This window comes from Alcaligenes sp. GCM10023179, from assembly GCF_042653705.1.
GTDB lineage: Bacteria > Pseudomonadota > Gammaproteobacteria > Burkholderiales > Burkholderiaceae_B > Alcaligenes > Alcaligenes phenolicus.
In genome coordinates this window covers 1,288,840-1,300,615 of the sequence record NZ_JBHSIQ010000001.1, presented here as the reverse complement: position 1 = coordinate 1,300,615, position 11,776 = coordinate 1,288,840, and the positions used below count along the sequence as shown (strand labels likewise).

Genomic DNA, 11,776 nt, shown 5'->3' with positions numbered 1-11,776 from the left:
CAACATCATCCAGCCAATTGAAACGGGGCAAGAAAAACCCGCCTGTCAGGCGGGTGAAGTCTGGTCGGCCCAACAAGGGACCGCCCTTATGCTGATACTCAAGCCGCGTCGGGCTGGCGGTCGGGGGCCGCTTCCTGAAAGGCGGACAGCTCCAGACATTTTTCCTCCACAGCCAAGAGGCGTGGAAATATGCTGAGATCAATGTCAAAACGACGGGCATTGAACATTTGAGGAATCAGGCAGATTTCGGCAAGACCAGGAGTATCGCCAAAAATAAAATCATGATCTTTTTTGCCATGGCGCTGCACCAAGGCTTCCAGGCCTTCCAACCCTACGCTGACCCAATGGCGATACCATTGATTGCGAGCATCTTCCTGGGCGTGCAGTTCGTTTTTCAAATACTGCAACACGCGCAGATTATTCAGCGGATGAATATCGCAAGCCACGGTTTGGGCCATGGAACGTGCCCAGGCCCGCTCTGCCGACGCTTTGGGCAGCAAAGGCAGCTCAGGATAGCGTTCGTCCAGATATTCCAGGATGGCCAGGGATTGCGTAATGATCAGACCATCATCATCCAAAGCGGGCAGCAGTTGCACGGGATTGACCTGCACATAATCGGGCTGATGCTGCTGACCACCATCCTTGAGCAGGTGTACAGGCTTGATCTGGTAGTTCAGACCCTTGAGGTTCAGACCAATCCGCACCCGGTAAGCAGCGGAACTGCGAAAGTAGCTATACAGAATCATCTTGTCTCCTGTCCACCCTGCAAAAATCGTTTTTTATTTGTTCAGGCTTTCAATCTTGCGCGACAGCTCTCGGGGCAGCGGGAAGGCAATGTTTTCTTCCACACCATCCAGGGCCCGCACTTTACCTACGCCCAGTTCCTGCAAGCGCTGAATCACCTGATTCACCAGAACTTCCGGAGCAGAAGCGCCGGCCGTCACACCCACGCGCTTTTTACCGATCAGCCAGGCCGGATCAATCATTTCCGGTTTATCCAGCAGATAGGCTTCAGCCCCCTTGCGTTCGGCGACTTCGCGCAAACGATTGGAGTTGGAGCTATTGGTACTGCCCACCACCAGGACCAGATCACACTGAGGAGCCATGATCTTGACCGCATCCTGACGGTTCTGTGTGGCATAACAGATATCGCTTTTCTTGGGTTCCACAATATTGGGGAAGCGTTCACGCAAGGCCTGGGCCACAACTGCCGCATCGTCCACGGACAAGGTGGTTTGCGTCACAAAGGCCAGCTTGTCGGGATCGGCCACTTTCAGGTTGGCGACGTCCTCGGGCGTTTCCACCAGGTACATGCCGCCATCAGCCTGCCCCAGCGTACCCTCGACTTCAGGGTGTCCGACGTGACCAATCATGATGATTTCCCGGCCTTCGGCGCGCATGCGAGAGACCTCGATATGCACTTTGGTCACCAGCGGACACGTGGCGTCAAAGACTTTCAGGCCACGCTTTTCGGCATCGTCACGCACCTGACGCGATACGCCGTGAGCCGAAAAAATAACGATTGCACCCGAGGGAGCCTCGTCCAGCTCTTTAATAAAGATCGCCCCTTTATTGCGCAGGTCTTCCACCACGTAACGGTTATGGACGATTTCATGGCGCACGTAGATTGGTGCACCGTGCAATTCCAAAGCGCGTTCGACAATATCAATCGCGCGATCGACCCCAGCACAGAATCCACGGGGCTGGGCCAGAACAACCTCAGCGTTCTGAACGGGAGTAGCTTGACTCATTACAGAATCCCCAAAATATGAACATCCAGGCGCAAAGCCACACCGGCCAAAGGATGGTTGAAATCGAACAAGGCGGTCTTGTCGTCGATTTCCTTGAGCACGCCCGAATAGCGACTGCCATTAGGGGCGGCAAACTCAACCATATCACCGGGCACGAATTCCGCGCCTTCGGCGGCGTTGCTGGCCAGCATTTCGCGAGTGATGCGCTGCAAGAGGTCCGGATTACGGGCGCCGTATGCATCCTCGGGAGTAATGTCGAGCTGAAAGCGCTCGTCTTCACGGTGACCCAGCAGTTTCTCTTCCATACCGGGGGCCCACTGACCATTGCCCAGTTGCAAGGTCGCCGGGCGGCCCGTAAAGGTATCCGCAAATACAGAGCCTGCCGCCGGGCCACTGGCCAGCTCTATACGATAGTGCAAAGTCAGGTAGGAATCCTGACGGACAATTCCAAGCTCGGAACTAGCAGAGTTACTCACGATCGCTCACTATAGAAAATCATTCAATTACCGCATTTTAGCGTTTCTTATGGCCACATCCACTTTACGCCGCCAAGGGCCCCGTGAGCGCATGTTGGCGCACGGCCCTGCCTGTCTGAGCACCCCGGAACTGCTGGGCATTGTCCTGCGCACCGGTACACGCGGGCGCAATGCTGTCGAGCTGGGCCAGATGTTGCTGGACCATTTTAACGGACTCAAAGGATTATTATCGGCTGATGCATCTGCCCTGCGCCAACTGGACGGAATCGGGCCGGCCAAATGTGCGGAACTGTTGGTTATCCGGGAACTGCAACGCCGCTGTGCCCTGGAATCACTCACGGACTTGCCGGTGCTGAACCAGGCGGACAAGGTGCGCGAATATTGTCTGGCCCATATTGGACATTTGCCTGTGGAGCATTGCCTGGCCCTGTTTCTGGACAATCAGCTACGACTGATCTGCGCCGAGGAGATCAGCCGGGGCACAGTCAACCAGGCTTCAGTCTACCCACGGGAGATTTTGCGCGCCGCCCTGCGTCACCACAGCTGTGCCATTATTCTGGCGCACAATCACCCTTCCGGTGCCGCCTATCCCAGCGCCTCTGATATCCGGCTGACCCGGCACATTCGTCAGGCACTGGCTTTGGTCGATATACGCTTGCTGGACCACATTATTGTCACGCCCAGCCAGACTGTCTCCATGGCCGAGCGCGGAGATCTATAGACGGTTCAGGGCGGTGAATGCCACCTTATTTTTGATACAGTTCCATGAGCTTCCCCGTAAAATCCAGAACACACTACAAGAGTACGGAGCGCCATGTCTGATCCCGCCGTCAAGTCCTTTGTTGGACGCGTACGTGACATTCTTCACGATCTATCCCCATCAGAGCGACGTCTGGCGGAATTTGCCCTGGACTTTCCGGGCGACCTGGCCGGCTACACCGCCTCGGAGCTGGCCTCCCTGGCCAATGTGTCCAATGCGACGGTCACCCGCTTTATTCGACGCCTGGGCTACAGCAATTACGAGGCCGCCCGCAAACAAGTGCGCTCCGAAAAGAAAGCAGGTTCACCCCTGTTGCTGGCAGCCACTGAAACAGAAGCCGAGCGCTCGCTGGCCACACACTTGCAGCAAAGTCAGAACAACCTGGCCGCTACCTATAGACGCATCCCCGACTCGTTGCTGAAAGAAATCGCCCAGGCCATTCTGGGTGCGCGCAAAGTATGGGTTCTCGGGTTTCGATCCAGCCATGCCCTGGCCAATTACTTTCGCTGGCAGTTGCTGCAAATCGTCCCTGAGGCTCAACTGATTCCCGGCCCTGGCGAGACCATGGGGGAACATCTGGCAGGCATACACGCTGACGATGTCGTGGTGATTTTTGCCCTGCGTCGCCGGGTGCGCAATATGGATCAGCTGATTGGGCAGATGGCGCAGCTGAACCCGAATGTGTTGCACATCACTGACCAGCTCAGCCCGGAGAAAAGTGCTTGTCGCTGGACTCTGCGCTGTGATGTCCAATCGCCTGGTGTGCTGGATAACCACGTGGCGGTGATCGGGCTGTGCCATCTGATCCTGAGCCAGGTGATGGATCAGGCCGGTCCTGCCGGGCGTCGTCATCTAGGCTTGGTGGAGGCTTTCCACGACAGCTTTCTGGAGCTGTAGACCGCTACTCTCGTATTGCAGGCCCATATCAGGCACTCCGTAGACAAGCCAGCCCAGAAGTTTCATGGCTGGAATCAGATAAGGATCATACGCAAACGGCGATGATCCTTTTTTTTATTAAAAATCCTTGTATATCAACGCCCTGCTCCGACAATCTGCAGACACTGCAAAATCTTTCTCGTTTACCCTAGTTTTGAAAATATTTTTTCATACCAATAATGATTGAAAAAATAATGCTGGGCTCATACACGCCCTGAAACGAGGAGAAACCATGTCTAGCAAGCAGCAAACCTTGCCAGCCGATACCGGGCAGGTACAGGCCAGTTCTACGGCCAACAATCACACGGTTCAGCAGCAACTGGAAAACTCGCTGGAAACCATAGGCGTCACCAACTCGCACCGCAAAGTGCTGGCCCTGATTTTGCTGGGCGTCCTGTTTGACGTGCTCGAGCAAAATGCCGTGGGCCTGGTCGGCCCGCTGCTGCAGGAACACTGGGGGCTGACGCCTCGTGATGTGGGGTTTCTGAACACCTTGACCTTCGCTGCTGCCGCCCTGGGGCGTTTGCTGTCCGGCTATATCGCCGATCACTACGGTCGCCGCGTCATGCTGACCATCAATCTGGCCCTGTTCACGCTGGGCGCCCTGATCTGCGCCCTGGCCCCCAGCTACTGGGTACTGGGCCTGGGTCGCATGATTGTCGGCTTTGGTCTGGGTGGCGAAATCTCGATTGCCGTCACCATGCTGGCCGAGTTCTGTTCCTCGCGTTTTCGCGGCACGGCTGTCGGCACGATCAACGTCGCAGGTGGCGGTCTGGGCAATATGCTGGCCCCGGCCTTCGGCTTGCTGGTCTTCACCCTCTTTCCCGGCCCTGAAAGCTGGCGCTGGGTGTTTGGCCTGCTGGTCATGCCTGCCTTCATGGTGCTGTTTTACCGTCGCTACATTCCTGAAACGCCCCGTTTCCTGGTGTCGCAAGGGCGTATCGAGGAGGCCAATCAGGTTTTGAATATTCTGGCCTCGGGCAAGCTGGGCCGTCACGTTGCCAATCCCTATCCTTATTTGCACAGCGGCCCGCAGGCACAAAAAGCAGAGCGGGTGCGTTTGAACGAGATTTTTCAAGGCCCATTGGCCATGCGCACCCTGGTGACCGGCATTGCCGTGTGCATGACCTATGGCGCACAGCTGACGGTTCTGACCCTGATGCCTACCCTGCTGGTGGAGCAAGGCTATTCTTTGGTGAAAAGCTATACCTTCACAATCCTGATGCAGTCGGGCAGCCTGCTGGGTGCCTTGACCGCCTCTTACCTGGGCTCCCGCGTGCCTCGCAAGCGCGTCTTCACCTACGGAGCGTTACTGGCTTGCGCCAGCGGTCTGGCCTTTGGCTTCCTGAGTTTCAATATCTACCTGGTGCTGCTGTTCGGTGCTGCTTTCCAGTTCTGCGTGCTGCTGCTGAACACCACGATCTGGATTTTCTCCCCCGAACTGTATCCCACCCGCGTCCGCGCCTTTGGCACCGCCTTCATTCTGGCGCTGGGCACCCTGGCGGGCGCCTTTATCCCTACGCTTAGCGGCTGGGTGCTGGAAGGCTACGGTGTAGCCGGCATGTTCACCTTGATGGCGGGCATGTACATCACCTTTGCCGCTGTCCTGCAGTTGGCGCCCGAAACCTTTGGTCGCCCCCTGGATACCTGATTCACTTAAAAAGCCGCCTTGCTGCGGCCCTTGTATTTATGTCTCATACCGTACTGCTCATCAACCCCAATACTTCCCGTCCCACCACGGACATGATGGTGGCGCTTGCCCAGGCTTGTTTCCAGAGCCTGCAGCGCCGCGACATCCAGGTCCGGGGGCTGACCGCCCCTGAGGGACCAGGCATGTTGACCGAAATGGAAGAACTGGAGCAGGCCGCCGCCATATCCAGGCACCCGCAGGTGCTAGCCCAGGCGCAAGACGTTGATGGCGTCATCGTCGGCGCTTTTGGAGATCCCGGCCTGCAATCCCTGACTGAACGCCTCACGGTTCCGGTCATCGGCATCGGTCAGGCCTCCATGGTGCTGGCTGCCCGAGCAGGCACGCCTTTTGGCATTGCCACCACCACCCCCGGTCTGGAGCAATCCATTCTGGATCAGGTACAGCGCTATGGCTGGAGCGAACAATTCTCCGGCCTGCGCCTGACCCCTACCGCCCCACTGGATCTGGCCCAGGCCCCTGATCGTCAGGATCAGGAACTGGCCGATAGCGTCGCGGCATGTATCGAACAGGACGGTGCCCGCGCCGTCATCATCGGCGGCGGCCCACTGGCCCAAAGCGCCCAGGCCCTGCAAAGCAGGCTGGCTGTGCCGGTGATCAATCCCATCATTGCTGCCTGCGAGCTTATGGCCGAGCGCCTGCCCCCAGATCAGCCATAACACGCTGTACCACACAAGGAGACACCCCATGACAAGCAGCACCCTTGCGCACGGAAGTCAGGCTTTATCCGCCAGCAAGCAAGAACTGGATCAGATTTACAAGAAAGTGATGTGGCGCATTTTGCCCTTCATCTTCTTGCTTTGGATGCTGGCCTGGATAGACAGGCTCAATATTGGTTTTGCCAAGCTGCAAATGCAGCCCGAACTGGGGTTTTCCGAAACGGTTTACGGCATAGGCGCTGGTATCTTCTTTCTGGGCTACTTCTTTTTTGAAGTACCCAGCAACTGGTTGCTGCTGCGTATTGGTGCGCGCAAGACCCTGGCCCGTATCGCCTTTGGCTGGGGGCTGATCTGCGTGCTGATGATGTTTACCAAAACAGCCGCTTACTTTTATGTGATGCGCTTTTTGCTCGGGGCTTTTGAAGCGGGCTTCCAGCCCGGCGTGCTGCTGTTTCTGACCTTCTGGTTCCCGGCCCATCGACGCGCCAAAGCCTTTGCGGTCTTTATTTCTGCCTCGGCAGTGGCTTCGGTTGTGGGCGCGCCCCTGGCCGGTTTCATCATGACGCGCCTGGATGGTGTCAATGACTGGTCCGGCTGGCAATGGCTGTTTCTGCTGGAAGGCCTGCCCACAATTTTCGCGGGTATTCTGGCGGTGATGTTCATCGTGGACAGTCCGGAAAAAGCCAGTTGGTTAAGCCAGCGTGAAAAAGACCTGATCAAGCAGGAGCTGGTGCTGGACGCCAAGGCTGCAGGCCCACGCGAGCACAGTTTCAAGAAAGCCCTGGGCAATACCGATCTGTGGACCCTGACCCTGATGTTCTTTGGCATCGTGGCGGCCAACTCCACACTGGCCTTTTTTGCCCCCACCCTGGTGCGCTCGCTAGGGCCAACCGACCCGCTGCAAGTTGGTTTGCTGGTTGGCCTGGTCTATGTCTTTGGGGCGATTTTCCAGCTGGCGCTGGGTTTTAGTGCCGACCGTCGACGCGAAGCCCGTCTGCATACAGGAATTCCCGTCATCATTGGCGCAGTCGGTCTGGCAGGCGTGGGACTCTTCCTGGGCAACAACACGACCATGGCCTTCATCAGCCTGATTATTGCCGTGTCCGGCACCATGGGTTGCATTCCGGTGTACTGGCAACTGCCTAACGCCGTTCTGGCAGGCTCGGCAGCAGCTATTGGCGTGGCCTTCATCAACTCGGTCGCCAACCTGGCCGGCTTTGGCGCGCCCTTCATGTTGGGTGCCCTGAAAGACGCCAGCGGTAATTTCCAAAGCGGTTTGTGGATTATTGCGGCACTTGAGCTGGCGGTCGGCATCTGGATTCTGTCTTTCCGCAAGCGCAAACAGATCGACTGACGACCTTATCGACCATCAAGCAAGACGCCCCGAACCCTGACAATCTCCGGGTTTCGAGACCTGAGGCCTATCATTAGGCGGCTCCTTGTTGCACTTGTGCCGCGCTTTGATGGAGTTTTCTTTGAAAAGCGGCGGCTCAATGCTAAAATTTCAGGCTTCATCGGATACGTGGCAAAAAGTCTTTAGGCATTATTCAATCGGGCAGGATGTCAAAACCCAAACCCGGTTAAAAAAACAGCCCTCTAGCTTTTTAGTGCCGGTACTTACAAGATTGGAAATCTGCCCTGCGCAGCTTTATTTTTGTAAATACGTGCCTTGCTGGCGGTCCTTATTTGTTAAAACAGGAATCATCATGAAAGAAGGCATTCACCCAGAATACCGTGACGTGGTGTTTCTGGACCTGCAAACGGGCAACTCCTTTATCACCCGTTCCACTGTCCAGACTCGCGAAACCACCGAAAAAGACGGTCAGACTTACCCGCTGTTCAAGTGTGACGTGACGTCCGAGTCGCACCCCTTCTACACGGGCGCTCAAACCCGTATCGTGGAAACTGGCCGCGTTGAAAAATTCCGCGCCCGTTTTGCCCGTACGGCTGGTACCGTCAAGAAAGGCGAATAAGCTCTCTTTCTCGGCATACCGCGTTCAGCGCAAAAAAGGCAGCTTCGGCTGCCTTTTTTTTACCGCACATTTCCCGGCCAAGGCGCCCCCTTTGCATTAAGATAGGGCGAATCAACAGACTGTTTTACCCTAGACGTGTCATCCAGCCTCATACCCACCTCTACCCCTGCTCGCCTGACTGCTACCGCTGCCGTCAAACTTCCCCGATTGGTCCTGCTGGTCGTTGGGACTATTTACATTCTTGCGGGTCTGTTTTTCCGTGATCCCTGGAAGGCAGACGATGTCATCGGGCTGGCAACCATGCTTACCGCTTTGTCAGATCCCAGCGGTCAGGCCCTGTTGTTGCCGCAGGTGGGCGATCTGGCACATGCCCAGGACGGGCCGCTGACCACCTGGCTGGGTGCCCTGTTCATTACGCTGTTTGCACCGCTGCTCAAGCTCTTTACCTCCGAGCTGAACGCCAATATTGTGGCGTCCCGACTGCCTAACCTGCTGTGGTTCGGCATGCTGGCGGCTTCGGTCTGGCACAGCGCCTACTGGCTGGCTCGACGCCCTGAGGCCCAACCGCTGCGCCTGCCCTTTGGGGGCGAGCCCTCGCCCACGGCCTATGGGCGCATGATTGCCGACGCCACCTTGCTGCTGACGGTAGCCACGGTCGGCATCCTCTGGCGTATGCACGAAACCTCGGAAGTGCCAGCCATCATTGCCTTCCAGGCTCTGGCTTTGTACAGCCTGGTGCGCATGTTTGACCGTCCCGCTTCCGGTGCGATCATGCTGGGCCTGTCTTTGGGCGCCTGCTTCCTGACCCGTGGCTGGCTGGGCGCGGGCCCCATCATGCTGGCCACCGTCCTGTGCTTCATTCCACGCGGCCCCTTGCGTCAGCACAACCAATGGCTGGCCCTGAGTGCCGTCCTGACCCTGGCCATCATCATGGCCTGGTGGATTCCCGCCAAACGCGTCAGCGTGTACTGGACTGAACAGTGGCGTCTGTGGCATCTGGCCGCCTGGGGCTGGGCGGGTTTCAAGGAACAACTGAATAATCTGCGTGACTTGCTGTGGTTCCTCTGGCCGACCTGGCCTTTGGCACTGCTGGCACTGTGGCAGTGGCGCAGCTGGTTCAAGGCCCCACATATTTATGTGCCTGCCATCAGCCTGCTGGTCCCGCTGCTGAGCCTGCTGTTTATCCGCGATGCCTTCGAGCCCGAATACGCCCTGCTGGTCGTACCTTGCGCCGTCCTGGCCGCGTTCTCGCTGCCCACCTTGCGGCGTGGCGTGGTCAATACGCTGGATTGGTTTGCCATCATGTGCTTCTCGCTGACGGCAACCACAGTCTGGCTGGGCTGGATTGCGCAACAAACCGGCTGGCCACGTCAGATTTCGCACAATATCGCCCGCCAGACTCAAGGTTATGACACCTTTATCTCCTGGCCGGTCATGATTATTGCTGCGCTGGGTACGCTGGCCTGGATCGCCCTGGTACGCTGGCGCCTGTCCACCAACCCGCCAGGGCTGCTGCGCGGCACGGTCTTGTCTGCAGGTGGCCTGATTACGACCTGGCTCCTGCTGGTTACCCTGTGGATGCCCTCGCTGGACTACGTACGTAGTTACCGGGACGTCTCCGGTGAACTGTCCGCCGCCCTGCGCGAACACAGGCAGCCCGGCGAATGCCTGCGCTCCTGGGGCCTGGGTTCGGGACAACGAGCCTCCTTCCTGGTGTTTAACAACATCAAGATCAATTTCGACAACCGCTGCTCTTTGGTGCTGGAACAGTTCTCCCTGCGCGACCTGCAAGATGGCAAGGCCCCCATTCCTGACAATGCGGTCCAGCTCTGGCAAGGTAAACGCGGGCCAGATCGTCACGAGGCTTTCCGTCTGCTGCGAGTACAAGCTCAGTAAGTTTCAATCATGTCCTCCGTGTTTCATCACAACTGGAAAGGCCAGGCAGGCCAAATCCTGCGTCAGGCCTGGCCTGTGCTGGTCGGCTCCTGGGCGGGTATCGCCTTTGGGGTGCTGGATACCGTTATGGTCGGCCACAGCAGTCCGGTCGACTTGCAGGCCATGGGCCTGGGCGTATCCATTTACATCACCGTCTTTATTGGCTTGATGGGTGTCATCCACGCCCTGATTCCTATCATTGCGCAGCAATTTGGCGCGCGCCGCCTGACTGAAGTAGGCCGCTGGTGGGGGCAAGGTGTGTGGCTGGCCCTGTTGCTGACCTTGATCGGCACCCTGGCGCTGGCCTTTCCCAATATCTGGCTAAGCTGGTCCGGCGATTTGAGCCCTGAGGTTCACGACCGGGTGACCTGGTATTTGCGCAGCCTGATTCTGGCCCTGCCCGCCTCCCTGGTTTTCCGAACGATTTACTGCCTGGGCACGGCAACCTCTCGCCCCAAAGCCGTCATGCTGATCAATCTGTTCAGCGTGGCCTTCAAGGCCCTGTTCAACTGGATGCTGATTTTCGGGAAATTCGGTTTACCAGCCATGGGAGCCGTCGGTTCGGGCCTGGCGACCACCGTGGTTTCCTGGCTAATGCTGGCTGCTGGCCTGTGGCTGCTGCGCGCCGACCGCTTCTACAAGCCCTTTAGCTTGCGACTGGGCCTGCCTAGCTGGACGGCGCAGAAAGAACTGCTGCGCCTGGGCCTACCCATGGGCGGCTCTTACCTGATCGAGATCTGTGCCTTCAGCTTCATGGCTTTGCTGGTAGCCCGCGAAGGGGTCTTTGCTTCGGGTGCACACCAAATCATGGCCAATCTGGCCGCTGTCTGCTTTATGGTGCCCATGGCCGTGGGTGTTGCTGCGGCCTCGGTCAGCGCTCAAGCCATTGGAGCCGGGCAATATCATCGTGCCCGCCATGTGGGAATGTTAAGTCTGGGGATTGTGCTGGCGGGGGTCACGTTGACGATCAGCCTGCTGGTTCTGCTGCGCCCTACCTTGGCCCATGCCTATACCGACGATGCCGACGTGGCCCTGCGCGCCCTGCTCTTGCTGCAACTGCTGCCCTTCTTCCACTTTTGTGACGCGTTCCAGTGCCTGATTTCCTATCTGCTGCGCGCCTATAAAGTGGCTTTTGTCCCCATGCTGCTGCAATTTTTTGCCTTGAGCGTGCTGGGCTTGGGTGGTGGCTGGTGGTTAGGGTTTGGACCGGCAGCCGGATCACTGGAAGGGGTCATTCAGTGGCTGGCGCCGGGTGCGCCTGTGGGTGCGGCCAGTTTGTGGACCATGTCCAGCCTGGGCCTGGGGGCCTCGGCCTTGCTGCTGCTGTTCTGGTACAGCCATATTCTACGTATCTACAATCCGGCAAGACGCAAGGCGCGGGCGTCCTAACAAGCAAAGCATGAGCTGCTGGCATTCAGCTCCATGGCAGACTCAGACATCCAGCGGCTCTTTGCTCTTTGCTCTTTGCTCTTTGCTCTTTGCTCTTTGCTCAGCAGTAGAAGCCTAAGGCCAAAATAAGCCAAACCGTGAAAGCACAAACAAAAAAAACGGGGCCAGTTATTCAACGGGTCCCGTTTT

The 11,776-nt window shown here is 57.6% G+C and carries 11 protein-coding genes; 8 read left to right on the top strand and 3 right to left on the bottom strand.

Features of this window, described 5'->3' with window-relative positions; genetic code table 11:
- Positions 1 to 98: 98 nt before the first annotated feature.
- The 3 genes from maiA to ACFPDR_RS05770 are packed head-to-tail and all read right to left on the bottom strand — an operon-like array spanning position 99 to position 2,227.
- Positions 99 to 746, bottom strand: a complete 648-nt coding sequence (gene maiA, locus ACFPDR_RS05780; RefSeq protein ID WP_115633901.1) for a maleylacetoacetate isomerase — start codon at positions 744 to 746, stop codon at positions 99 to 101.
- Between the two features lie 33 nt (positions 747 to 779).
- On the bottom strand, positions 780 to 1,751 hold the full coding sequence (gene ispH / locus ACFPDR_RS05775) for a 4-hydroxy-3-methylbut-2-enyl diphosphate reductase (RefSeq protein ID WP_115633902.1): 972 nt from the start codon (positions 1,749 to 1,751) through the stop codon (positions 780 to 782).
- On the bottom strand, positions 1,751 to 2,227 hold the full coding sequence (locus ACFPDR_RS05770; protein WP_230940668.1) for an FKBP-type peptidyl-prolyl cis-trans isomerase: 477 nt from the start codon (positions 2,225 to 2,227) through the stop codon (positions 1,751 to 1,753). The genes ispH and ACFPDR_RS05770 overlap by 1 nt, the downstream gene beginning before the upstream one ends.
- A gap of 49 nt (positions 2,228 to 2,276) precedes the next feature.
- On the opposite strand from ACFPDR_RS05770, the gene radC reads away from it, so the two are divergent.
- From radC to ACFPDR_RS05730, 8 genes are all read left to right on the top strand, one after another.
- A complete protein-coding gene (radC, locus tag ACFPDR_RS05765; RefSeq protein ID WP_022983307.1) occupies positions 2,277 to 2,948 on the top strand; it encodes a RadC family protein in 672 nt (223 codons plus the stop codon).
- A 93-nt stretch (positions 2,949 to 3,041) separates the two neighbouring features.
- Positions 3,042 to 3,884 carry a MurR/RpiR family transcriptional regulator gene (locus ACFPDR_RS05760; protein WP_009456462.1) on the top strand — a complete coding sequence of 281 codons (843 nt, stop codon included), beginning with the start codon at positions 3,042 to 3,044 and terminating at the stop codon, positions 3,882 to 3,884.
- 271 nt (positions 3,885 to 4,155) lie between these two features.
- Positions 4,156 to 5,574, top strand: coding sequence for an MFS transporter (locus tag ACFPDR_RS05755; protein WP_137430166.1), 1,419 nt, complete (start codon positions 4,156 to 4,158; stop codon positions 5,572 to 5,574).
- 38 nt (positions 5,575 to 5,612) lie between these two features.
- Entirely contained in the window at positions 5,613 to 6,290 is a 678-nt protein-coding gene (locus tag ACFPDR_RS05750; RefSeq protein WP_060186922.1) for an aspartate/glutamate racemase family protein, read from the top strand.
- 28 nt (positions 6,291 to 6,318) lie between these two features.
- A complete protein-coding gene (locus ACFPDR_RS05745; RefSeq protein WP_302356933.1) occupies positions 6,319 to 7,644 on the top strand; it encodes an MFS transporter in 1,326 nt (441 codons plus the stop codon).
- Positions 7,645 to 7,996: 352 nt separating this feature from the next.
- A complete protein-coding gene (locus ACFPDR_RS05740) occupies positions 7,997 to 8,263 on the top strand; it encodes a type B 50S ribosomal protein L31 (RefSeq protein WP_009456467.1) in 267 nt (88 codons plus the stop codon).
- A 135-nt stretch (positions 8,264 to 8,398) separates the two neighbouring features.
- Positions 8,399 to 10,159, top strand: a complete 1,761-nt coding sequence (locus ACFPDR_RS05735; RefSeq protein WP_376910792.1) for an ArnT family glycosyltransferase — start codon at positions 8,399 to 8,401, stop codon at positions 10,157 to 10,159.
- A 9-nt stretch (positions 10,160 to 10,168) separates the two neighbouring features.
- Positions 10,169 to 11,587 carry an MATE family efflux transporter gene (locus ACFPDR_RS05730; RefSeq protein ID WP_115633905.1) on the top strand — a complete coding sequence of 473 codons (1,419 nt, stop codon included), beginning with the start codon at positions 10,169 to 10,171 and terminating at the stop codon, positions 11,585 to 11,587.
- The last annotated feature ends 189 nt before the right edge of the window (positions 11,588 to 11,776 follow it).